The sequence below is a fragment of the Acetobacterium paludosum genome, assembly GCF_008086595.1.
Lineage (GTDB): Bacteria > Bacillota > Clostridia > Eubacteriales > Eubacteriaceae > Acetobacterium > Acetobacterium paludosum.
Genome location: NZ_RXYA01000004.1, coordinates 193,835 through 217,672, shown reverse-complemented (window position 1 = coordinate 217,672; position 23,838 = coordinate 193,835). Strand labels below are relative to the sequence as shown.

21 protein-coding genes, 2 tRNA genes and 1 other annotated feature are annotated in these 23,838 nt (G+C 39.9%); of the genes, 18 read left to right on the top strand and 5 right to left on the bottom strand.

Going from position 1 to position 23,838, the window contains the following annotated elements:
• The first annotated feature begins 118 nt into the window (after positions 1–118).
• The 5 genes from nadA to amrS all read left to right on the top strand — a co-directional run bounded on the left by nadA (position 119) and on the right by amrS (position 4,714).
• Entirely contained in the window at positions 119–1,027 is a 909-nt protein-coding gene (nadA, locus tag FZC41_RS06090) for a quinolinate synthase NadA (RefSeq protein WP_148566508.1), read from the top strand.
• Complete coding sequence (locus FZC41_RS06085) at positions 1,027–2,343, top strand: L-aspartate oxidase (RefSeq protein ID WP_420797208.1); 1,317 nt, start codon at positions 1,027–1,029, stop codon at positions 2,341–2,343. Before nadA ends, FZC41_RS06085 begins: the two co-directional genes overlap by 1 nt.
• A 1-nt stretch (position 2,344) precedes the next feature.
• On the top strand, positions 2,345–3,169 hold the full coding sequence (gene nadC / locus FZC41_RS06080) for a carboxylating nicotinate-nucleotide diphosphorylase (protein ID WP_186855128.1): 825 nt from the start codon (positions 2,345–2,347) through the stop codon (positions 3,167–3,169).
• 56 nt (positions 3,170–3,225) lie between these two features.
• Positions 3,226–3,741 carry a transcription repressor NadR gene (locus tag FZC41_RS06075; RefSeq protein ID WP_243136659.1) on the top strand — a complete coding sequence of 172 codons (516 nt, stop codon included), beginning with the start codon at positions 3,226–3,228 and terminating at the stop codon, positions 3,739–3,741.
• Between the two features lie 142 nt (positions 3,742–3,883).
• Positions 3,884–4,714 (top strand): AmmeMemoRadiSam system radical SAM enzyme, encoded by an 831-nt coding sequence (gene amrS / locus FZC41_RS06070; protein ID WP_148566506.1) that lies wholly within the window; start codon positions 3,884–3,886, stop codon positions 4,712–4,714.
• A 161-nt stretch (positions 4,715–4,875) separates the two neighbouring features.
• Here the strand turns inward: amrS and FZC41_RS06065 are convergent, their stop codons facing one another.
• Complete coding sequence (locus tag FZC41_RS06065; protein ID WP_148566505.1) at positions 4,876–6,792, bottom strand: oxidoreductase; 1,917 nt, start codon at positions 6,790–6,792, stop codon at positions 4,876–4,878.
• A gap of 198 nt (positions 6,793–6,990) precedes the next feature.
• On the opposite strand from FZC41_RS06065, the gene FZC41_RS06060 reads away from it, so the two are divergent.
• The gene (locus FZC41_RS06060) at positions 6,991–8,559 is read left to right on the top strand and encodes a PucR family transcriptional regulator (RefSeq protein ID WP_148566504.1); all 1,569 of its coding nucleotides are present in this window, start codon (positions 6,991–6,993) and stop codon (positions 8,557–8,559) included.
• Here the strand turns inward: FZC41_RS06060 and FZC41_RS06055 are convergent.
• The 3 genes from FZC41_RS06055 to uraA form a co-directional block, all read right to left on the bottom strand.
• Positions 8,556–9,479: a magnesium transporter CorA family protein gene (locus tag FZC41_RS06055; protein WP_148566503.1), complete on the bottom strand. Its 924-nt coding sequence runs from the start codon at positions 9,477–9,479 to the stop codon at positions 8,556–8,558. The genes FZC41_RS06060 and FZC41_RS06055 overlap by 4 nt on opposite strands.
• A gap of 2 nt (positions 9,480–9,481) precedes the next feature.
• Positions 9,482–10,231, bottom strand: a complete 750-nt coding sequence (locus FZC41_RS06050; RefSeq protein WP_148566502.1) for an NYN domain-containing protein — start codon at positions 10,229–10,231, stop codon at positions 9,482–9,484.
• A 212-nt stretch (positions 10,232–10,443) separates the two neighbouring features.
• Complete coding sequence (uraA, locus tag FZC41_RS06045) at positions 10,444–11,784, bottom strand: uracil permease (RefSeq protein WP_148566501.1); 1,341 nt, start codon at positions 11,782–11,784, stop codon at positions 10,444–10,446.
• Positions 11,785–12,049: 265 nt separating this feature from the next.
• Between uraA and FZC41_RS06040 the strand changes: the two genes are divergently transcribed.
• Positions 12,050–12,910, top strand: a complete 861-nt coding sequence (locus FZC41_RS06040; RefSeq protein WP_170253869.1) for a shikimate dehydrogenase — start codon at positions 12,050–12,052, stop codon at positions 12,908–12,910.
• 1 nt (position 12,911) lies between these two features.
• The gene (locus FZC41_RS06035) at positions 12,912–13,448 is read left to right on the top strand and encodes a shikimate kinase (protein ID WP_148566499.1); all 537 of its coding nucleotides are present in this window, start codon (positions 12,912–12,914) and stop codon (positions 13,446–13,448) included.
• Positions 13,449–13,458: 10 nt separating this feature from the next.
• Here FZC41_RS06035 and FZC41_RS06030 read toward each other — a convergent pair whose 3' ends face one another.
• Positions 13,459–13,707, bottom strand: a complete 249-nt coding sequence (locus FZC41_RS06030; RefSeq protein ID WP_148566498.1) for a hypothetical protein — start codon at positions 13,705–13,707, stop codon at positions 13,459–13,461.
• Between the two features lie 281 nt (positions 13,708–13,988).
• On the opposite strand from FZC41_RS06030, the gene FZC41_RS06025 reads away from it, so the two are divergent.
• The 10 genes from FZC41_RS06025 (at position 13,989) to FZC41_RS05980 (ending at position 23,763) form a co-directional block, all read left to right on the top strand.
• Positions 13,989–14,075, top strand: a tRNA-Leu gene (locus FZC41_RS06025).
• A gap of 4 nt (positions 14,076–14,079) precedes the next feature.
• Positions 14,080–14,156: transfer RNA gene (locus tag FZC41_RS06020), tRNA-Lys, on the top strand.
• A 343-nt stretch (positions 14,157–14,499) separates the two neighbouring features.
• Positions 14,500–14,764, top strand: a binding site (T-box leader).
• A 66-nt stretch (positions 14,765–14,830) separates the two neighbouring features.
• A complete protein-coding gene (locus FZC41_RS06015) occupies positions 14,831–16,816 on the top strand; it encodes a 2-isopropylmalate synthase (protein ID WP_148566497.1) in 1,986 nt (661 codons plus the stop codon).
• Positions 16,817–17,144: 328 nt separating this feature from the next.
• On the top strand, positions 17,145–18,104 hold the full coding sequence (locus FZC41_RS06010; RefSeq protein ID WP_148566496.1) for an ATP-binding cassette domain-containing protein: 960 nt from the start codon (positions 17,145–17,147) through the stop codon (positions 18,102–18,104).
• A gap of 32 nt (positions 18,105–18,136) precedes the next feature.
• Entirely contained in the window at positions 18,137–18,820 is a 684-nt protein-coding gene (locus FZC41_RS06005; protein WP_148566564.1) for a GTP-binding protein, read from the top strand.
• A gap of 62 nt (positions 18,821–18,882) precedes the next feature.
• On the top strand, positions 18,883–19,548 hold the full coding sequence (locus FZC41_RS06000) for a class I SAM-dependent methyltransferase (RefSeq protein WP_148566495.1): 666 nt from the start codon (positions 18,883–18,885) through the stop codon (positions 19,546–19,548).
• On the top strand, positions 19,523–20,569 hold the full coding sequence (locus FZC41_RS05995; protein ID WP_148566494.1) for an ABC transporter substrate-binding protein: 1,047 nt from the start codon (positions 19,523–19,525) through the stop codon (positions 20,567–20,569). Before FZC41_RS06000 ends, FZC41_RS05995 begins: the two co-directional genes overlap by 26 nt.
• 240 nt (positions 20,570–20,809) lie before the next feature.
• Positions 20,810–21,823, top strand: coding sequence for a FecCD family ABC transporter permease (locus FZC41_RS05990; protein WP_148566493.1), 1,014 nt, complete (start codon positions 20,810–20,812; stop codon positions 21,821–21,823).
• Positions 21,820–22,596, top strand: coding sequence for an ABC transporter ATP-binding protein (locus tag FZC41_RS05985; protein WP_148566492.1), 777 nt, complete (start codon positions 21,820–21,822; stop codon positions 22,594–22,596). The genes FZC41_RS05990 and FZC41_RS05985 overlap by 4 nt, the downstream gene beginning before the upstream one ends.
• Before the next feature lie 75 nt (positions 22,597–22,671).
• Positions 22,672–23,763, top strand: a complete 1,092-nt coding sequence (locus tag FZC41_RS05980; RefSeq protein ID WP_148566491.1) for an ABC transporter substrate-binding protein — start codon at positions 22,672–22,674, stop codon at positions 23,761–23,763.
• Positions 23,764–23,838: the final 75 nt, after the last annotated feature.

Sequence of the window (23,838 nt, the reverse complement as noted above, 5' to 3'; positions counted from 1 at the left end):
GAAAAGGGTGATGCATAATTGTTAAATAAATAACTTTACAGCTAACTTGTCAAGTGTAAAGTTAAGTGCTATACTGCTAAGAAAGAATTCCTTGATTAGAAGCAGGAGGCAGAAAAAATTGGAAAGTGTTCTATCAAAAATTGAAAGACTGAAGAATGAAAAAGATGCCGTCATTTTAGCGCATTATTATGTGAATGACGACATTCAGGCAATTGCTGATTATGTGGGCGATTCCTATTACCTTAGTAAAGTTGCCGTTGAAGTGCCCCAGAAAGTCATTGCTTTTTGTGGTGTAACTTTTATGGGAGAAAGCGCAAAAATCCTGAATCCGGGTAAAACGGTCATCATGCCGGAAGCAGGAGCTGATTGTCCCATGGCTCATATGGCATCCATTGAAAAAATTAAGGATGTCAGAGAAAAACAGTATGATCTAGCAGTTGTCTGCTATATCAATTCAACCGCTGAAATAAAAAAATATGTGGATGTCTGTGTTACTTCATCGAACGCGTTAAAGATTATAAAGGCATTGCCGCAAAAAAATATTTACTTTGTTCCGGATGAAAACTTGGGAAGATATGTGGCAAGCATGATCCCGGAAAAGAATTTTATCTTCAATGACGGATTTTGTCATGTCCATGACGAAATAATGATTGATGAGGTTGAAGAGGCTAAGGCAGCGCATCCTAAGGCAAAAGTATTGGTGCATCCCGAATGTACCATGGGTGTCATTGCTTCCGCCGATTATGTGGGGAGCACTTCTGGTATTATCGATTATGCCACAGACAGCGATGCGGAGGAATTTATTATTGGCACTGAGATTGGTATTTTGTATCAATTAAAGAAAAAGAACCCAACTAAAAAATTTTACACCGTTAATTCTGCCCAGGTCTGTCCCAATATGAAAAAAATCACCCTGGAAAAGGTGGCTTTTGCTTTGGACAGGATGATTAACCAAGTGGAAATAGATGAAGAAACAAGAATTAAGGCGGTATTATCACTGGAAAAAATGCTGGAGCTGTCAAAATGATGATGAGCGAAATGAATAAAAGAATCGATATCATTGTTGTTGGAACGGGAGCATCGGGTCTCTTCTATGCACTTAATATGCCGGCGAACAAACAGATTTTAATGATAACAAAAACAACAGTGGATGCCAGTGATTCTTATCTGGCCCAAGGCGGTATTTGTGTGTTAAAAGGAGAAGCTGATTACAGTAGTTTTTTTGAAGATACTTTAAAGGCGGGCCATTACGAAAATGATAAAGCTTCCGTGGATGTCATGATACGGACTTCGCCAGAAATTATTGAAGATTTGATAGCGCTGGGAGTCGAATTTGAAAAGAAAAATGGTGAATTTGCCTTCACGAAAGAAGGCGCCCATTCAAAGGCCAGGATTCTTTATCATGAAGATATGACAGGTAAAGAAATTACCGGCAAACTGCTGGCTCAGATTAAAAAAAGAAAAAACATCACCATCCTTGAAGAAATGACCATGGTGGATTTAATCTGTGAAGATAATATGTGCTCCGGTGTTGTGGCATGCGATAGAAAGGGATATATTAACCTGTTTGAATCGGATTATGTCATTTTAGCTTCCGGAGGATTAGGCGGATTGTTTGACAGTTCCACCAATTTTAGACATTTAACCGGGGATGCCCTGGCAATTGCTTTAAAGCGAAAGATCGAGCTGGAAAACATCTCCTATATTCAGATTCACCCCACCACCCTGTACTCTCAAAAGCCCGGCCGACGTTTTTTAATATCGGAATCCGTCCGCGGGGAAGGGGCCGTTTTATATAACCGAAGAATGGAGCGCTTTGTGGATGAACTGCTGCCCAGGGATTTGCTTACTATGGCGATTCGGGAGCAAATGGAAAAGGATGAGAGTGATTTTGTCTGGCTTTCGATGAAAGCGATGGGAAGCGAGAACATTAAAACCAGATTCCCCAATATATACCAACATTGTCTGGAAGAAGGATATGATGTCACCAAAGAGTGCATACCCGTGACGCCAGCGCAGCATTACTTTATGGGTGGAATTAAGGTCGATTTGGACAGTAAAACATCCATGAAACATTTATATGCGATTGGAGAAATCAGCTGCAATCGGGTTCATGGCGCCAATCGACTGGCCAGCAATTCACTTTTGGAAAGTCTCGTGTTTGCCAAACGTGCAGCGACGCATATTAGCCAAAATTACGAAACCGGCAAACAAAATAAGCCTTATGTCAATACCAATGAGTTTAAAGATCTGGAACAATTAAAAAAAGATTATAAAGAAAGCATCTTGGCTGAAATCGAAAGGAGCAAAGTTGTTGAATTATTCAATCACACAAAAGCTTAACATGGACAAGCTGATATTATTGGCACTTAGAGAGGATATCACCAGCGAGGATATCACGACAAATGCTATCATCCCTGAAGGATCCCGAGGACAAGTGGAACTCATCTGCAAAGAAAATGGCATGATTGCCGGACTCAATGTTTTTCAGCGGGTATTTGAACTTTTGGATGATACCGCCGAAATGAAACGAAATTTTGAAGATGGCGAGATGGTAAAAGCAAATGATCGGATCGGGGTTATATCAGCAGATACAAGAACTCTTCTTACAGGAGAACGTACAGCCCTTAATTATCTGCAGCGAATGAGCGGTATCGCAACGTATACACAAAAGGCGGCAAAACAGCTGGTGGGTAAAAAGACCAAACTGCTGGATACCCGAAAAACCACTCCAAATATGAGAATATTTGAAAAGTATGCCGTGAAAGTCGGTGGCGGCTATAATCATCGTTATAATCTTTCCGACGGAATCCTGATTAAAGATAACCATATCAACGCCGCCGGAGGGATAAAAGAAGCCATTGCGGCGGCAAAAGAATATGCGCCATTTGTCCGCAAGATTGAAGTAGAAGTAGAAAATCTGGAAATGCTGGCAGAAGCACTTGAGGCAAAAGCGGATATTATTATGCTTGATAATATGGATACGGCCACAATGAAAAAGGCGGTTGCGATCATCGACGGCAGAGCGGTAACAGAATGCTCAGGAAATATGACCGCAGAACGATTGCAAGAAATAGCCAAAATCGGCGTTGATTTTGTATCCTGTGGAGCATTGACGCATTCCGCACCAATTCTTGACTTATCGATGAAAAACCTTCAAATATTATAAAAGGTTGTCTTCAGTCCGATATGTGATAAAATACTAAATAAAAGAAGGGAGTGTGAATGATGAAAAAAGAAATAAGACAGCAGGATATTATTAAAAAACTGAGAGCATCTGAAGCTCCTGTTTCCGGAACCGCTTTGTCAGAAATATATCATGTCAGTCGACAGAGCATTGTTCAGGATATTGCACTTCTGAAGGCATCAAACTATAATATTATTTCAACCAATAAAGGCTATATTTTAGTGGAGCCCCCTGCCAAACAAAAAGTATTTAAGGTCTGTCACACCAATGAAGAAATTGCTGATGAGTTGTACACCATTGTTGAAGCTGGCGGGTTGGTGAAGGACGTTTTTGTGATGCATAAAGTTTATGGAAAAATCCAGGCGGATCTCTCTTTGGCATCACGTGAGGATGTCGATGCTTTTGTGGCAGGTTTGGATGAAAGAAAAACAAATCCTCTGATGAAGCTGACCGATCGCTACCATTATCACACGGTAGAAGCCGCATCAGATGAAATACTTGAATTTATTGGAGCGAAACTAAAAGAAAAGAACTTTTTAGTGGAGACCGAGTGAGTCGTAGATAAAAATTGGGTATAGTAATAAAGACATTGAAAAGGAAGCAGACAGCTGGGTCGGCTTCCTTTTTTTAATTGCTGTAAGTATTACGGGAAGTCATTGGAAAAATAGAAAAAATCATTGAAGGGTGGTAAAGAATATGGATAAGGTAGAATGCCTGTTATGTCCACATCACTGCAAATTAAATGAAGATGGTATTGGTTTTTGTCGGGCTCGAATTAATCAATCAGGCACGATTACTGCTTTGAATTATGGGTTGATTACCTCAATGGCGTTGGATCCGATCGAAAAAAAACCGCTGCGTCGTTTTTTCCCCGGCAGCAAAATTTTGTCGGTTGGCAGCTTTGGATGCAATCTGCGTTGTTCCTTCTGTCAAAACTATGAAATTTCACAGGCTGGATTTGAAGAGGCTTACGCTCGGAAGATGAGCCCGGAAAGCTTGATAGAGGAGGCGTTGTCACTTAGAGATCAGGGCAATATTGGCGTCGCGTATACCTATAATGAACCCTTGGTGGGCTATGAGTTTGTCAGGGATTGTGCAAAAGAGGCAAGAAAAAATGGACTCAAGAATGTGGTGGTAACGAACGGATGCTTTTGTGAAGAACCGATGCGGGAATTATTGCCGGATATCGATGCGCTGAACATCGATTTAAAGGGCTTCACCCAGCAGTTCTATGACAAATTAAAGGGCGATCTGGAGACCGTGAAACGGACCATTCAAATAGCCACAGAATACAGCCATGTGGAAGTAACCACCCTGATCGTTCCCGGAGAAAACGACAGCGTTGAGGAAATTCGCGCCTTATCAAAATGGCTGGCCTCAGTGAGCAAGGATATTCCCCTGCATATAACACGGTTTTTTCCGAATTATAAAATGCTTGATCGTGATGCGACTGAGGTTGCTGAAGTTTATCGACTTGCGGAAAAAGCCCGGGAATCCCTGGAGTATGTTTACGTGGGAAATTGTTAAAACCACATGAAATGATAGACCGTTATTCTATACTAGCTGCTTTACTCGAAATAAATGCGGCAAAAGATAATTTGGTGATTTGCATACTAAACCAAAGAGACACACGCTTGGCGTGTGTCTCTTTGGTTTAGCTAATTCATGAAATCGGAAATGATGATTGTCTAAATATCCATTCCGGCATTATAACCGGCGGTTGTTGCATTGTAAAGCGTGCCCCGGTTGGTTGTACAGTCGCCAATGCAGAAAACATTGTCTACTAGATCAGTAAATTTAGCGACCTCCAGAACTTTTGGTTTTACACCCAAAGAAATGATTAAGGAATCAAAACTAACTTCTTTTTCACCATCAGTTCCTTCAATGATGACGGATTGCTCATTGACTTTCAGTAATTTATGATTCGACAGGATCGTTACATGTTCTTTTTTGAGCAATTGCAAAAGAGCAGTCATGGGAATTGGCGACGGTTCCAACATTCTCTTTTCACTGACCATTTCGATGATGGTCACTTTTTTTCCTTTGCGAGCCAAATTCAAAGCCGTTTCACAACCGGTCAAACCGCCGCCGGCAATAACAACTTCGTTTCCCACTTCGACTGATCCTGTTTCCACGTCACCCACCCATACGGCATTTTTCCCGTTCAAACCGGGAATCGCGGGAATATTGCTTTCTGCACCCACGGCAATAATCACGGCATCTGGTGATTCAGCCAATATTTTTTCAGGGGTGGCTTCGGTAGCCAGTTTAAGCTGAACATGGGGATGACGGCTGGTCATTCTTACGGCCCATTCTAAATAATTCTTAAGATCGGCTTTGAAATCGGGGGTTACCGCAAGCCTTAAGGTCCCGCCCAATTGACTGCTTTTTTCAAAGAGAACGACATCGTGACCTCGGTCTCCAGCGGTTCTGGCAGCTTCCATTCCGCCAGGACCGCCACCGATGATAACGACTTTTTTCTTTTGCTCGGCTGTTGTCGGGAAATCTTTTAGTTCAAACTCTCGGCCGACTTTGGGGTTTACCGTACAGGCTATTCTCAGCGGTTCCATTCCATGGGTCCGGTTTAAGCAAAGAACACACCGGATACATGGCCGGATTTCTTCTTCTTTTCCGGTCCGCGCTTTATTGACACTTTGAGGATCGGCTAAAACAGTGCGAATCATCGCACACATATCGGCTTCATTGTTTTCAATAATTTCAGCAGCTAAGTTTAAATCGATAGAACCAACGGTAGTGACCGGAATTGTTATTCCGGCCGCTTTTTTAATGCTGGCTGCGTAATGGATATTATATCCTCGTTTTAGATAGGTAGGCTGGGTTGTAATGGGGACCATCTCATCATCCAGCAAAACACCGGCGGATACATGGACGAGATCTATTTTATCCTGAATCATTTTAATATATTCGATGGTTTCATCTAATTCAACACCACCGGGGATTAGTTCAGCGCCGCTTAAACGAAATTCGATTGCTAATTTATTGCCAACTCGGGCTCGGATTCCCGCTAATAATTCACAGGCGAAACGGGCTCTATTTTCCAGGCTGCCGCCATATTTGTCGGTTCGGTGATTAAATACCGGGGACAAGAAATTACTGACCAGAATGCCGTGTCCGCCATGAATCAAAATCATATCCATGCCTGCTTTCAAGGCTCTTTCAGCAGCATCTGCAAACATTTTAATCCAGCCGTCAATATCTTCCTGACTCATCATATCGATGGGTGACTTGCCCGCCTCAGGCATATCATGGCCCATGGCGAACCCGGCCAATTCGATGGAAGCTTTGGCTCCGTATCGATGGACTGTGTCAGCAAGAACCGCCAAACCAGGGACGACGTTGTTATCGCCAATATTGAGACAATAACCGCTCATATGTTCAAAAGGCGGAGTAACCATCGAAATACCTGTGGTTACGATACCGGCACCACCTTTGGCAAGTGCTCTTGTCCACTCAATCAGTTCGGGTGTCACCAGGCCTTCTGCCGATGCCAGGCGGGGAGCAGCTGGGGATGTCTCAATGCGATTTTTCACAATCATATTCCCAATTTTTATGGGTGTAAAAATACTTTTGTATTTTGGATCCATACTAAACCTCTTTCTACTGATAATATTTTATTTAACAAAATATTATCAGTATTAAAAAATTAATACAATGTCAGAACATCAAAAAATAGCAACGAGTTTTATTGCAAAATGACAACGATTTAATTTGCTTTTGATTAAGGCCCTTTATATAATAGTAGAAATCGAACACGTTTTTTCAAATAAAAATTAAGGACGATCATGATGGATATAAAATTAAGTGAAATTGCAAAAGTGTTGGACGATTATAGACCAGAAACCAACCTTTCGGAAAAAAAATATGAATGGATAAGTGATGTGGTATTAGTTGACGGATGTATAAAAGCAATGAATCCAAATCTTTTATATCTATATGAGGCCCGGCATTTTCAGGAAATTCAAAATCTGAATGCGCCGGGAAATGTGCTGATCGTGGATCCAGATGATGCGTCAATAAAAAAAATGATGAAGACAAAAGTAAATTATATTTTGCTGAACAGGGCAGAAAAAATTGAAACTATTTATGAATTAGTTCATCAAGCGTTTTTGATGAAACGTGATTTTAACAATAAAAAAACGAAGCTGGTGGCAGCACTCTTAGACTGCAAAGGGCTCCAACATATTATTGATACAGCTTATGAGGTGCTGGGAAATCCGATGTTTATTAGCGATCTGACGTATAACATCCTTGCTTTTAATGAAAATGTGAATGTGGGGGACCCATCCTGGCCGACCAAACAGGAAGAAGACTTTGAATCCTATGAAAGATTAAAAAAACTTAATGACAGTGGTGTGTTTGAAAGACTCTATAAAAGTGAGGCTCCCTGCATCGAGAATTTTGATTATTCGCCAACCAGATGGATGGCTCATAAAATTACGATCAATGATAAAAATATTGGGCATATTGCGGTAGTTGAATCAGAAAGATCATTTGAAGATACGGATTTAGAGGTTCTGCAGTTTTTATGCAGTATTGTCGCCAGTGAACTGCAAAAAGACAGAATCGATTACGATCAGTTTAACAGCGAGTTTGAACACTTTTTAATTGCTTTACTTGAAGAGAAAATAACCCAGTATGAATCGATTGAGAAACGGGCGAAAAGCTTGAAATTAAACGTAAAAAGATATTTGGTACTGTTGACCATTAGTCCGTGTGATAAGAACAGAAAGGGAATGCTGTTAAGTCATATGAAGGGTTTCATCGATCGTTTATTAAATACGGAAAAATCCATTCTGTACAAAGATAAGATAACCATTCTTTTTGTTAGTGACAAAAAGGAGTTTTGGTGGGGAGAGACCGGGAAGAAATTATCAGAATTTTTAAAAAAAAATCAAATGAATGCAGGCGTTAGTCAATCCTTTCATGATATTGTGCACCTAAAAAAGTACTATCTGCAATCCCTCAAAGTCACGGAGTTGGGTGCGCAGCTAAACCCTGAAGAGCATATTTTCTATTATGATGATTACGCCATTTATCACCTGATGGAAATGGCCAGTTCTCAATTTGACTTAAAAAGTTGCTGCAGTCCTTTTTTGCTCGATTTGATGGCATACGATTGTCAATATAAAACAGACTATTGCCATAATTTGTATATTTATCTACTGAGTGATTGCAGCCTGACAAAGGCTTCGGAAATTTTTCAGATCCATCGTAATTCGATGAAATATCGAATAAAAAGAATTGAAGAGGTGTTAGGCATATCGTTGGACGATGTCGAAGTAAAGTTTTCGCTGCTGATGACATTTAAAATATTAACATATGTTGGTGAAAAAAAAACAAGCGGTTTTTAAAACCACTTGTTTTTTTTGAAATAAATGAGGGTTCCGGCGGCAACGCTAATGGATAATACGATGACAAAAGGATAACCATAGGTCCAATGAAATTCAGGCATCATGATATTCATTCCATACCAGCCCACAATCAGTGTTAGCGGTAAAAATATTGAAGTAACAACGGTGAAAATTTTCATCACATTGTTGAGATTAATATCCATCTGGGACTGATAGGCTTCTCTGACTTGGGTGACATAGTCTCTCAGGTTAAGCACGCTCATGTAGAGCCGGTTGATGCGTTTGGTCAAAATTTTATAATAGCGTAGCTTGTCATCATTGAGCAGCCCATTTTCGTTTTCCTCAATAGCTTCAGAAATTTCCAAAAGCTGTTCATAATACTGCTTGAGACCGAGAAGCTTTCTGCGAAAAACAACCAGAGCATCGACAAAATCGTTTTTAGCCGAGACGATTAATTCTTCCTCAAGATTCGAAATTTCTTCTTCGATTCCTTCAAGGATCAGTCGGTCGTCGCAAGTGAGCTTGTCAAAGAATAAATGAAAAAATTTCCCCAAAGCTGGAATTTTAATTTCTTCCGATTGAGTACTGATGACAATCTCATTGATAAAATCTCGGTGGTCAGTAACAAACAATAGTAAGTTATCTCTAAAATAAACACAGATCCGCTGGGGCTTTTTATCCTGGCTGATCGGATCCGGAACCATGATGGTGATAAAATCAAAACCATCATAACCTTCAAATTTAGAGGCGCCCTCAAGCAGACATTCTTCAAAGATTTTATTGCTGATCCCGAGTTGCTTATAGACCGCAGGAAGCGTTTCAAAATCAAGAATACACAGATGCTTTTGACTTTGATCGTTGTTAATTTGCTCAAAAGCATCAATTGTAAAGGTGTTGTGATCAAGCAGATAAACCAACATGTTTATTTCACCTTGTTTTTAACAACATAGTGTGCATTTTGAGACTTGCTGTTTCTACGGGCTTCGATTTCAAATTGATTTAAAGAAAGAAGCAGTGGTCTTAATTTGGTATGACCATAGTTTCGGGTGTCAAAATCCGGATAACGGTTGTTAAGTCTGGATCCGACTTCGCCTAAATTAGCCCAACCATCTTCATCGGAACTTTCATTGATAATTGTTTTCAGCGATTGAATCAGTTCTTTTTTACTGGCCATGTTTTCCTTAGATGTTCCGTGTTTTCCATTTTGTCCAGTTATATCCACAGCGTCGGCAGTATCACTGGCCAGGACTTCAAGATATTTGAATTTTTCACAAGCTGTGATAAAAGGAGTTGGCGTTTTTTTCTCGCCCATACCCACCACGTACATACCAGCTTCTCGCAGGCGGGTGGCTAATCGCGTAAAGTCACTGTCACTGGATACAATACAAAAGCCATCAACATTATGAGAATAAAGAATATCCATAGCATCAATAATTAATGCCGCGTCGGTCGCGTTTTTCCCGGTGGTATAACTGTATTGCTGAATCGGTGTAATGGAATAATTAAGCAGTACCGTTTTCCAGGATGCCAGCTGAGGTTTAGTCCAGTCGCCATATATTCGCTTATATGTGGGCACACCCAGATTTGAGATCTCATCAAAAATATATTTGATGTATTTATCAGATACATTATCAGCATCAATTAAGACTGCAATTTTCATATCATTTGTCATATGTTTCCCCTTTTAATAACGATGATTTATTAGTTTGTCATCAAGTTTAACTAAAAGTTAGATGAAACAATGAGTGACCATCATAAATAAATTCGTAATTTCCTAATACTATCAGTATAAGTGAAATTTTACTTTTTTACAACACCAACCTGATTAGAAATACAGCGATTAAAAGAAAAAAAGACAAACCGGAAAGGTTTGTCAAGATTGAATTAAGGCTGGTCATAAAGATGCTCTTCTTCACGGTCGTTGGTCAGTTTAAGTTTGTCTAAAATATAGAAGGTCAGGCTTAAAAGCATGCCGACCACAGCGGATAGCACCATACCGGTTAATTGGATGCTGCCAAAATTGACGGCCACACCTGATAAACCGACAACGAAAATTACGGAGGTTAACGTCAGATTTCGTGATTTGCCATAATCCACCTGGGCTTCAACTAAAATACGAATACCGGAAGCACCAATCATCCCGTAAAGCAGGAAGGATATTCCGCCAATTACTGGCCCGGGAATGGTACTGATCAGCATCGAAAGTTTTCCAACAAAACCGCAAATAATCGATAAAATGGCGGCTCCGGCAATAACCTGAACGCTGTAGACTTTGGTAACGGCCATAACCCCAATATTTTCGCCGTAAGTCGTTGTTGGAACAGAACCGACTAATCCGGAAAGAGTGGTTGAAATATAATCGGCAAGCAGAGAACGATGCAAGCCGGGATCTTTTATTAGATCTCTGCCAACAACTTTTCCGGTAACGATTTGATGACCGATATGTTCGGAAGAAATAACCAGAAGAACCGGCAGGATCATTAAAATTGCTTCCAATTTGAATTGCGGAAATTGAAAATTTGGCAAAGCAAACCATGGTGCATCTGCGACAGCTTGAAAAGTTGTTGAACCAACCACACCGGTAATAAGTGCCGCGATGTAACCGGCAATAATGGCGATGAGAATCGGGATAACGGATAAGAATTTTTTAAATAAAACAGAACCAAAAACAGCAAACCCGAGGGTTACCAGAAAAACAATGGCATTATTAGGGCTGATGGTTGTGACGACCTGATTATAAAGACCGCTGGCTTTGTCTAACACGTAGCTTGTGGAGCCGATAACTCCGGCAGTTTTTGCAGCGGTGCCGGCAAGTTCAAGCCCGATTAACGCGACCACAGGTCCCATGGCGGCAGGCGGAAGAACGATGTCGATCCAATCGGTGCCGAATTTATAAATGATGCCTGCGAGGATACAGCCACAGATACCAACCGCTACAAATCCGCCTAAGGCATATGAATACCCCCAGGTAGCGATAACAATGCCGGCAGGAGCTAAAAAGGCAAAACTTGATCCAAGGTAGGCCGGCGACTTGCCCTTGGTAATAACAATAAATAACAGGGTTCCCACACCATTCATAAAAAGAACAATAGCGGGATTGATGCCAAAAAGAAAAGGAACTAATACTGAGGCGCCAAACATTGCAAACATATGTTGGATGCTCAATGGCACAAGCATCTTCAGCGGAACCTTTTCCTCTACTTGTATAATTCTTTGATTGTTCAAAATTTTCCTCCATTCTTTAATTTCCTTTGCGATTATAACACAGTTATGAAACGGCGAAAAGAATATTTATTGAAAAGAGTGTATAATAATGAAATTTTATAAGAATACAGATAAAGTCTATTTACTTAGCGATCATTTGAAAGCGGAATAACAATTGATCAATAGAATAGTTTGGTGATTAAACATTTAGTTGCGGGTAGATATTTACGATAAAAGAAACCTGTGTTACAATGCAGAAAGAATATCAGAAATCAAGGAGATGAAGATGAATATATCGGTCAATACAAAATTATATGCTGTCATCGGAGATCCCATTGCTCAAAGCTTATCGCCACAATTACATAACGGAATTTTTGCGGCTAATGATATGGATGCCGTTTATTTTCCGATTGCGGTAAAATCTCGGGATTTAGAAAAACTTATTCAGGGATTTAGACTAATGAATTTTGGTGGATTTAATATAACCAAACCACATAAAATAGAAATCATAAAATATTTGGACGGATTGGATCCTCTAGCCGAAAAAATCGGGGCAGTCAATACCGTGGTCTGTCGTGATGGAAAAATGATCGGCTATAATACCGATGGATTTGGATTCATAAAATCCATTGAAAAAAAACTGGGGCAACAATCAAAGGAAGAATTAACATTATTGATTTTAGGTTGTGGCGGAGCAGTTAAATCCGTTGCCATGGCTTTGGCGGATGGGGGAATAAAAAAAGTAATAATTGCCAATCGAACGTTTGAAAAAGCGCTTGAATTGACAACGCAAATAAATGAAAACTGGCCAGGAAAAGCGCAGGCAATTTCGATGGAAGAATCAGAGTTGAAAAAAGCAATAGCAGAGGCTGCCGTGATTGTAAATGGAACCAGCCTTGGTATGGCGGATGCTCCTGAAAAAACGCCTTTAGCTAAGAGCTTATTAAAAAAAGAACTTCTGGTTTATGACATGATCTACAGTCCACCGATGACCCAGCTGCTTAAGGATGCGAAAGCCATTGGAGCACAAACCGAGAACGGGTTGGAAATGCTTCTATATCAGGGATTATTAGCATTCGAATTGTGGACCGGCATATTTCCCGATCCAGAACTGGGAAAGAAACTCTTAGAAGAAGGGATTGGGTGATATGGAGGAAGAGAAAACATGTATTGCACTCATTGGTTTTATGGGAACGGGAAAATCAACCATCGGTCCACTGCTTGCAAAAAAACTAAACTACACGTTTATTGATACAGATGATTTGGTGGAAACTGCCATGGGAATGAAAATCGCAGACATCTTTTCCGATCTTGGTGAAAGTGCATTTCGAGAAGCTGAATATGGGGTGTTAAAAGAAGCGTTAATGGGGAAGCGAGTAGTTCTTTCTACCGGTGGCGGAATTGTTTTATTTGAGAGAAATCGAAAACTATTAAAAGAGAATGCTTTTATTGTTTGTTTAACAGCGCAACCGGAGACAATATTTATACGCGTGCAGGAAAATGAGACAAGACCTTTACTAAAAAGTGAAGATCCGTTAAGACGAATCAGACAGATGATGGCAGAGCGTCAAAAATACTACGACGATTGTGATCTGATTATTTCAACTGATGATTATACCGCTTTGGAATGTTGTGAAAGAGTTGTAAAGGCATATCGAGCAAAGCAAAAAACACCCCATCAATAGAGCTGTTATTCTATTTCATTGCTTTAAGGTCACAAATATAACAGTCAGTCAGTCTTTGAACAGCTTTTGCATTTTTAACAGGCCAGGTGTTTTCCAATGCTTCACAATAACCCATGGCAGTTTCTTCATCATATATAAAATCAATGCAGCCATTGCATTTTTTATCTTGTGTTCTCCTGATCAGTTCAAGAACAGATTCATTAACAGATTCTCGGAATTCTTTGTAAGCGATTGTTTTATTATTTTCGAACATACTCATTAGTTTCACCGTGCTTTCTAAAAAAATACTTATACAGAAGGGATCAGCGGATTTGAAATCTTTAAAAAATCCGATATGTAATAATAGTACCCCATATTTTGCGAAAAACAAGATAAAATTTTGTCGTCTTTTCAATTAAGAAAAATAATTAGAAATTTCAAAAAAAGATTGATATTTTATTTGTGGTATGTTATTATTTACAACAGTGCCGTGTGAGATATTTAATTATCTCTATCGTATCAGGAGTAAAAAGCTTCAAAATTTAATCAAGTTTTTATTTCGCCGAAGTGATGGAATTGGCAGACGTGACGGACTCAAAATCCGTTGTGAGCGATCACGTGCGGGTTCGAGTCCCGCCTTCGGCACCACTAAGCTCCCTTAGCTCAGTTGGCTAGAGCACCTGACTCTTAATCAGGGTGCCCAGGGTTCGAATCCCTGAGGGAGCACCATAAAGAATGCATAGCAGAGCCGTTTGTCGGGTCTGCTTTTTTCATGCCTGATTTAAATACAGGTCATTTATGGATCGTTATGGCGATTAAGTGGCGATTTATTTCGGTTCTGTGATATTCTTTTCTACATCGGTTTGATGATGATATTGAATAAATTGCAGTCTGAGGCCACCTTCGGGTGGCCTTAATGATTACCCGGATATGAAACATTCGGTAAACTGGATAACTTTATTACATGAATTGGCGGCAAATGCCGGTTAAAAAGCAGCGGTTAAAAAAGATCAAGAAAAATGATTAAATTTATCACTGTTCGTATTAAAAAAAAGATGATAATATAATGGTACTAAAAGCAAAGAAGAGGAATAGTAGCTGGTTAGCGGATTTCAGAAAGTCGTTGGTTGATGTGAGACGATAGAAGCGAAACGGTGAACTCGCCTTGGAGCTGCAGGCTGAATGGATATTAGTAGTAATATTTGTGTAGGTTATGCCGGAAGTCCACCGTAATAAGGACCGGATATAAAGAAGTTTTTCCGAGTATCCATTGAGAGCATGTTTAACATGAAGTAGAGTGGTATCGCGTAAGTAATCATTGAACTTTCGTCTCTACGACTGGTTTTAGCTAGTCGTAGAGATTTTTTTTACGCAAAAAAAACGATTAAGGAGGAGTACTAATTATGATGAATTACAAAAAATACAAAAGACCCTATTTTTTACCCCCAACCCGTTCCTGTGATTGGATGAAGAAAGACTATATTGAGAAAGCACCAATCTGGTGTAGTGTTGATCTGCGTGATGGCAATCAGGCTTTAATTGAACCAATGAGTTTAGCTGAAAAACTTGAATTCTTCAAGATGCTTGTGGATATTGGTTTTAAGGAAATTGAAGTAGGCTTTCCGGCTGCATCTGAGACAGAATATAATTTTATGCGGGCATTAATAGAAAAAAATATGATTCCAGATGATGTTACCGTTCAGGTCCTGACACAGGCAAGGGAACATATCATAAGGAAAACCTTTGAGGCCGTTGAAGGGACAAAGAATGCAATTATTCATTTGTATAATTCAACATCTGTGGCACAGAGGGAACAGGTATTTAAAAAAGGCAAGGAAGAGATAAAGAAGATTGCGGTTGATGGTGCGTTACTGCTTAAGACTCTTGCTAACCAGACTGAAGGTAATTTTTCCTTCGAATACAGTCCCGAAAGTTTTCCGGGAACCGAGGTAGAATACGGACTGGAAGTATGCAATGCCGTTCTTGATGTTTGGGAGCCTGTTTCCGAAAATAAAGTGATTATTAACATTCCTGCTACTGTTGAAAATGCAATGCCTCATATTTTTGCCTCGCAAATTGAATATATTCATAAAAACATTAAATATCGTGATGCCGTTTCACTATGCATTCATCCGCATAATGATCGCGGATGCGGTGTTGCAGCTGCGGAGCTGGGTGTCCTTGCTGGCGCTGATAGGGTTGAAGGGACTTTGTTTGGAAATGGTGAAAGAACCGGAAATGTCGATATAATCACGTTGGCAATGAATCTGTTTTCTTATGGGATTGATTCTGAGTTGGATTTCAGCAATATGCCGGTCATTAGTTCAACTTATGAAAAATTGACAGGAATGCATGTCTCTCAGCGTCAACCCTATGCAGGTGAGCTTGTATTTACTGCTTTTTCTGGATCACATCAAGATGCGATTGCGAAAGGCATGCACTGGCATGAAGAGAAAAGATCAAAACATTGGTCTGTTCCATATTTGCCGATTGATCCTAAAGATGTCGGTAGAACATATGACTCCGATGTCATACGGATTAACAGTCAGTCGGGTAAGGGGGGAATAAGCTATATTTTGAAACAAAATTATGGCTTCATACTTCCAGATAGGATGAAAGAAGAGGTCGGATATACCGTAAAGGATGTTTCTGATAAGGAACATAAGGAACTTTCACCAGAGTGGGTCTATCAGATTTTTGAAAACAAATATATTTATAATTCAGATATATTTGTTATTCCAGAGTGCCATTTTAAACAAACAGAAGGGATTGTTGCAGATGTCATGATCAGTCATGGAGAGAATAAACATAATGTAATAGGAACTGGTAATGGTAGGCTTGATGCGGTAAGTAATGCCATAAAACAGTATTTTAATATCAGTTACGAATTAGCTATATATGAAGAGCATGCATTATCCAGAGGTTCATCCTCCAAAGCGGCTGCTTACGTCGGTATTTGCTGCAATGGAAAAATGTATTGGGGTGTCGGTATTGATGAGGATATCATTGAGGGATCGATTCAGGCATTGACGGTTGCAGTAAACCAGTTACTTTCTAAAACCGGGAAAAATCCATATCGAGATGAACGATTGAATAAAATCATGAATTATATCCAATTAAATTACATAACCGTGACGTTGGATGAACTGGCAGAACAGTTTTGCTTATCAAAACCATATCTCTCTAAATATATCAAGGATAAATCGGGAAACACTTTTGGAGAAATTGTTAAGAAAGTCAGGATGAAAAAAGCACGCACCCTTTTAAAAAGTGAGAACATGACGGTTGAAGTCATTGCTGAAAAAGCCGGCTATCAGAATGTGGAGCATTTTAATCGACAATTTAAGAAAATATATGGAATGACACCGGTAGAATTTAGAAAAAAGTAGACATATAATATATCTGCAGGACTCTTCAATAATAAAGTGATTAAACGTTTTGAACTTTGATGCCCGAGAAAGCTGCATTAGGAAATTTCGAAATAGATTCTTTTAGAGTCTATTTTTTTTACACGTAATCCCGATTTGTGTCAATTATTTGAGCTCTTTTTATCACTTATTGATGATCTTTTTGACACATTCAAAAAAGGATGCTATAATCGTCGAATAAAACGAAGTGAAACGGAATCAAACGATGTTATAATAAGTTAAAAATGATTATAATATTCTTAGATTATGATACAAAGCGATGAGTTAACTAAGATAGGCGGGTGATTTAATGGAAGGTAGTTGGCAATTAAAAAATCCCTATGATTTTTTAACTGAAATGGGTTTTGATCTTCCTGATAAAAATCAGTCCCTGGATCAATATCTCAATTATATCGATGAAGATATGCTTGAGGATATAGGGACCAATAAAGAAATGATTTACGCAAGTTACGACGCTCTCCACGGGCAGTTAGAGGAAGAGTCAGAGGTTAAAGTAAAATCCATCCTTATCAAAGGGGGATTTAATAAGGATGGGGAGAAAGAGCCCCTTGATATTTTACTCAAACCAGGGGAAATCGTATCGATTGTCGGACCAACGGGCTCGGGTAAAAGTCGATTATTAGCCGATATTGAATGGTTGGCTCAAGCGGATACGCCAACTGGACGAGTGATCGTTATCAATGGAATCCTGCCGGATGAATCCAAACGATATTCTTTTGATGAGAAACTGATTTCCCAATTGTCTCAAAATATGAATTTTGTTATGGATGCAAATGTTGAAGAGTTTATCAGGATGCATGCTGAAAGCCGGAACATTAAGCAGATTGATGAAGTGCTTGAGACAATCATAAAGCATGCTAATGATTTAGCTGGGGAACCGTTTAGCCTGGAAACTCCGTTAACGGCTTTAAGTGGCGGACAGTCCCGAGCGCTGATGATCGTAGATGTTGCTTTTTTGAGTAAATCTCCGATTGTACTCATTGACGAAATTGAGAATGCCGGAATTGATCGAAGAAAGGCGATGGAATTTTTGGTTAATGCTGAAAAAATTATCCTGATTGCGACTCATGATCCAGTTTTGGCGCTGATGGCCAACAGACGGCTGGTGATTAGAAATGGCGGAATGTATAAAATCATTGAAAGTGATGAAAGCGAAAAAAAAGTTCTGGAAAAGCTGGAAAAAAGGGATCGGGAAACACAGAAAATTCGCAATGCTTTGCGGGCGGGCCAAAAGGTTCAATGTGATTAGCTGAGAAGGAAACAAGAAAGTTGGTTATGGAGATGAGATTGATAACAGTATCAGGACCGCCTTCATCCGGAAAAACAAGTGTTATCGGAAAGACAATCGAAGCGCTTGAAAAGAAGGCGATTGAACTGGCAGTGATTAAGTTCGATTGCCTCTCGACAGCGGATGAGCTGATCTATGAAAAAAAGGGGATTAAAACAAAACTAGGTTTATCCGGGAGTCTGTGTCCGGATCATTATTTTGTGAACAATATTGACGCGTGCTTTCATTGGGGTTTAAAGGAAAATGTGGATATTCTTATAACCGAAAGCGCTGGACTCTGCAATCGCTGTTCGCCCCATATTAAGGGCATATTATCCGTTTGTGTGATTGATAATCTCAGCGGTTGTCATACGCCAAAAAAAATTGGGCCGATGCTCAAATTTGCAGATATTGTGGTGATTACTAAGGGCGATATTGTTTCTCAAGCTGAACGTGAGGTGTTTGCGTACAATGTGAAAATGGTTAATCCCAAGGCAAAAATCCTTCACATCAACGGGATTACCGGACAAGGCGCCGCTGAACTGGGACGACTTTTTTTAAGTGCGAATGATTATCAGAATTTGGATGATAAAAAATTACGGTTCACAATGCCGGCAGCCCTGTGTTCCTATTGTCTGGGGGAAACCATGATCGGAAAAGATTATCATATCGGTAATGTCAAAAATATGAAACTCTAATAAGGGCAGAAGGCCGAATTGGAATATTCTTATAAAATAATGAAGAAGAAAGGTGATAAAGGATGCAAGAACAGGGAAAAGCAAGTGAATTTCATGATATTTCAAAAAATATTTTCTATCCGATTTATCCGGTGATTGCAGCGCAAATGCTGGAAACCCGAAAGGGAAAGGAAGAAGGTACTTGTCTGGATATTGGAAGCGGTCCGGGATATGTGGGTCTGGCCATTGCAAAACAAACGAAGATGCAGGTTTGTTTGTATGATATGAGCAAAGAAGCGCTCGAAATTGCAAAGAAGAACATCAAGGAAGCGTTATTGGAAGACCGGGTATATGTGAAACTCGGAAATTCTGAAAAAATTACGTTTCCCGATAAGTCATTTGATCTGGTGTCCAGCAGAGGATCTTTGTTTTTTTGGCAGGACAAGGTAAAAGCAATCAATGAAATATTAAGGGTCTTAAAACCAGGCGGAACTGCCTATATCGGGGGAGGATTTGGAAACCGGGAGTTAAAGCGTATGGTGGATGAGAAAATGCTGGCCATTGATCAGAAATGGTTGACCAATGCAGAAGAGCGAAGAAGTTCTAAAGAAGATTATGAATGTTTGATGAAAAAAACGAAGGTCAATGGATTTACTATCAAAGATGATGATTCAGGATTGTGGATAGTTTTCAAAAAAATATTATTGAACAAGGAGGAACCAAATGAACCCATATCAGGAATTTATTGACTCACCAGATTTTCATAAAGAGGGCTGTATTAATTTGATGACATTCCCAGCCTGTGCGATTAAGGTGGAAACAACGGAAGCGATAAAAGAATTTGTAAAAAACTACAATCAGTCACATAAGGTGAAAATTCATTATCCCATGGGGAATGAAGACAGTCCGAAATCATATATGGAAGCACTAAGATGGGTGGAAGATCCCAACCGGTATCCCGATGTTATTCTTGCCTGTGATTTTAAAAGTCTATTTGCACCCAATTTTAAAAAATTTCAGGAACAGGGGATTTTTACTGATGTTTTAAAAGATGCTAAACCGCATTCTTTTTATGAGACCTTTGATTACAAAGATCCGAAAGAAACTTATTCGATGTTGGGGGCGAGTTTCTCAGTGATCGTTTTTGACAAATCTGTTGATTCGAATTTGCCGGTGCCGACAAGTTTTAAAGATTTGTTGGATCCGATTTATGAAAAAAAGATTTCCATTCACGGACACGGGGATGATTCCTGTGATATGACGATTGTGGTGAACATATATGAACAATACGGCAAAGCGGCGGCATTAACTTTTGCAAAGGCTATCAAAGAGTTAAGACATTTTTCTAAAGTAGTAAAAGAGGCTGGGAAGGGGAACAAAAGCATACCCCCGATTAGTATCATCCCGGAAAATTTCGGATATTTGCTTAGAAACAGAAAAAATATAGAAGTGATTTGGCCTCAGGATGGATCACCTGTTTTCCCGCTGCTGATGACAGTAAAAAAAGAAAAAGCGGATCAGGCAAAAGAACTGATCGATTATTTGTCAGGACCTGAGTTAGGTCAGTATTGGGGAGATTCCCATTTTGCTTCATTCAATCAAAATGTCGAAAACAAAGAGTATCAGGGGAAACCAATCCGCTATCTAGGTTGGGATTTTGTCTATGATAAGGACATCTTGGAATTTAGAGAATCGTTAGAAGAAGAAGTCCTGGAAATAGTCAGAGGCTATCCAATGGATAAAAAAGAAAAGGTTCAGCGGATCTGTTAGAATTTTTTAGCGTCGAGAATAGCAGCAAAAATGGCATTGTGATAAGTTTTTGAACAGTTGAAAATATTTGATCAACTCAATTTGGAGAAAAACATAAGATTATGACGTGGTTACGAAAAGTTGACTTGACATAAAAGATTACATTACTATATAATTAACAAATCATTAACAAAACAATGCAATAAGATACAAAACAAAACAAAAATAAAATAAAAAAGTATTAGATGGAAAGAGTAGGAAATGAATCAGACGAAAAAAAACAATCTCATCGTGCTTAGTCTGGGAATTATTTTGATTTTTTCAATCATCATTTCCTTTTGGATTGGCCGTTATCCAGTTTACACGAAAGAACTTCTTGGCATTTTATTTTCAAAGATCATTCCCATTGATCAATTTTGGACAGATACGATGGAAACGGTTTTATTCAATATACGTTTGCCTCGGATCGCTTTAGCTTGCCTGGTAGGGTGTTGTCTATCTGGTGCTGGAGCGGCATACCAGGGGGTTTTTCAAAATCCCATGGCAGCTCCGGATATTCTGGGTGCTTCTGCCGGTGCGGCGTTTGGGGCAGCGCTGGCAATTCTCAATTATCAAAGCAGCTATATGATTACCTTCAGCGCTTTTTTCTTTAGTCTGGTAACAGTTGCGCTCGTGTATTTTGTCAGCAAGAAGGCAAAGGGCAGCGGTATATTGGGATTGATTCTATCTGGTATTATGGTCAGTTCTCTTTTTTCAGCGGGAACATCGTTTATTAAATTAGTTGCCGATCCGAATGAACAGCTGCCCGCGATAACCTATTGGCTCATGGGGAGCTTAAGCGGAACGAAGAACAGCGATGTTTCCTTCGTAATCATACCAATGGCCATCGGGGTTATCCCTCTGCTGCTATTAAGGTGGCGGATGAATGTCCTAACGATGGGGGATGATGAAGCAAGGACCATGGGCGTAAATTCCAACCAGGTTCGGATCATTGTAATTGTCTGTTCCACTTTGATAACAGCAGCCAGTGTATCGGTAAGTGGTATGATTGGCTGGGTTGGCCTGGTTATTCCACATCTGGCCAGAAAACTGGTCGGCAACAATTACAATCATCTGATGCCGACCAGTATGCTGCTTGGTGCCATTTTCCTTTTGATAGTGGATAATGTATCCAAAAATCTTTTCTCTACAGAAATACCCCTTGGCATATTGACTGCTTTTATTGGGGCACCGTTCTTTCTCTACTTAATTACAAGAAAGGGTGATATCTATTGAGCATCGAAGTAAAAAACCTTAGTTTTGGCTACTGTGATCGGCTTGTTCTCGACGGCATTAATTTTAAAGCAGAGGAAAATCAGTTAATCTCTATTTTGGGGCCGAATGGGGTCGGGAAAAGTACTCTTTTTCACTGTATCCTGAGTTTGCTGAAGGGATACCAGGGTCAGGTGTTGCTAAACGGTAAAGATACCAGAGCAATGAGTATCAAGGAAATGGCTGAATTAGTAGCCTTTATTCCTCAATCCCACTATCCATCTTTTAATTTCAGTGTCTTTGATATGGTTCTCATGGGAACAACGGTTCAGGTATCGGCCTTTTCCAAGCCCGGGAAAAAACAGGTGCAGCTTGTGGAGGCGGCTTTGGAAAGACTTGGAATATCTTATCTGATCGATCGGGGATATACCCAGATAAGCGGCGGGGAGCGTCAGCTTGTTTTGCTGGCTCGGGCGCTGGTTCAGGAAACCAGAATTCTAATTTTAGATGAACCCACGGCAAATCTGGATTATGGCAACCAGATTCGAGTGATGACCCAGATAAAGTCTTTAGCGAAAGAAGGCTATACGATTATGCAGTCAACTCATAATCCTGATCAGACATTCCTTTTTTCAGATATTGTGATGGCCATGAAGGATGGCAAGATTGTTGCCTACGGTGTGCCTGGCGATATTTTCACAGAAGAGTTGATTCGCAACCTTTATGCAGCAGAAGTGAAGATTCAAAGTTTATATGAGGATAAAGTAAGAGTCTGTATTCCCAAATGTGCAATCTAAAGAGCGCGAAAAATTTAACTTATGATTAGATACCTGGAAAGGGTTCTAAAATATATTATGTGAAAGAGGAGAAAAATGAAAAAAAGAATTATTTCGATGCTGCTTGCAGCTTGTCTAATTTTGTCGATGACAGCAATGACAACGGCCTGCAGCACCAGTAAAGCAAGCGATTCAAGTGCAAGTGCAACCACCAGTTTTACAGACTCAACGGGACGAACAGTGGAAGTACCGACCAATATTACCCGAATCGTGCCTTCGGGTTCATTGGCTCAAATGGCGCTTTTTGCTTTAGCACCTGATAAGTTTGTCGGCATTACCAGTGATTGGACGGATCTAAATAAACAATATCTTGATACCCAGTACTTAAACCTACCCGTTCTGGGGCAGTTTTATGGGATGAAAAATTTAAACCTTGAAGAAGTTGCAAAGGTAAATCCTCAAATCATTATTGATATTGGTGATCCCAAGAAAACAGTGGTCGAAGATATGGATGCCATTCAGACACAGGTTGGAATACCAGCCGTGCATATAGATGGAACATTAGATAAGATGCCGGAAGCCTACAGAACGCTGGGTAAACTTTTAGGCATGACAAAAGAGGGCGAAGCACTGGCTAAGTACTGTGAAGGAGTCAATAGTGATACCCAGGCTATTATGAATAAAGTTGGAGAAGCAGGAAAACTCAAGGTGGTTTACTGTTCCGGCGATAACGGCCTGAATGTAATTGCCAAAGGTTCGATCCATGCCGAGGTTATCGATAAGGTCGGCAATAACGTCGCCGTCTTGGATTCAGTCTCAAGCATGGGTACCGGCGATACCGTGAGTATGGAACAGTTGCTGTTATGGGATCCGGATGTCATCATTTTTGCACCGGACAGCATTTACAGCACCGTGGCAAGTGATCCGGCCTGGCAGCAGCTTACCGCTATAAAAAATGGAAAGTATTACGAAGTGCCAAATGGTCCTTACAACTGGATGGGCAGCCCACCTTCTGTCAACCGCTACATGGGTGATATTTGGATGGCTCAGTTGTTATATCCAGATCAGGCAAAATACAATGTTTATGATAAAGCGAAAGAATATTATAAACTCTTCTATCATTGCGATCTGACCCAGGATCAATATAATGCCTTGGTAGCAAATTCACTTGGAAAAACTACAAAATAGTATATAATTTATTAAATGCGCGGCAAAGTAGCCAAATCAGACTACTTTGCCGTTTTCGTAATATTAGGAAAAACT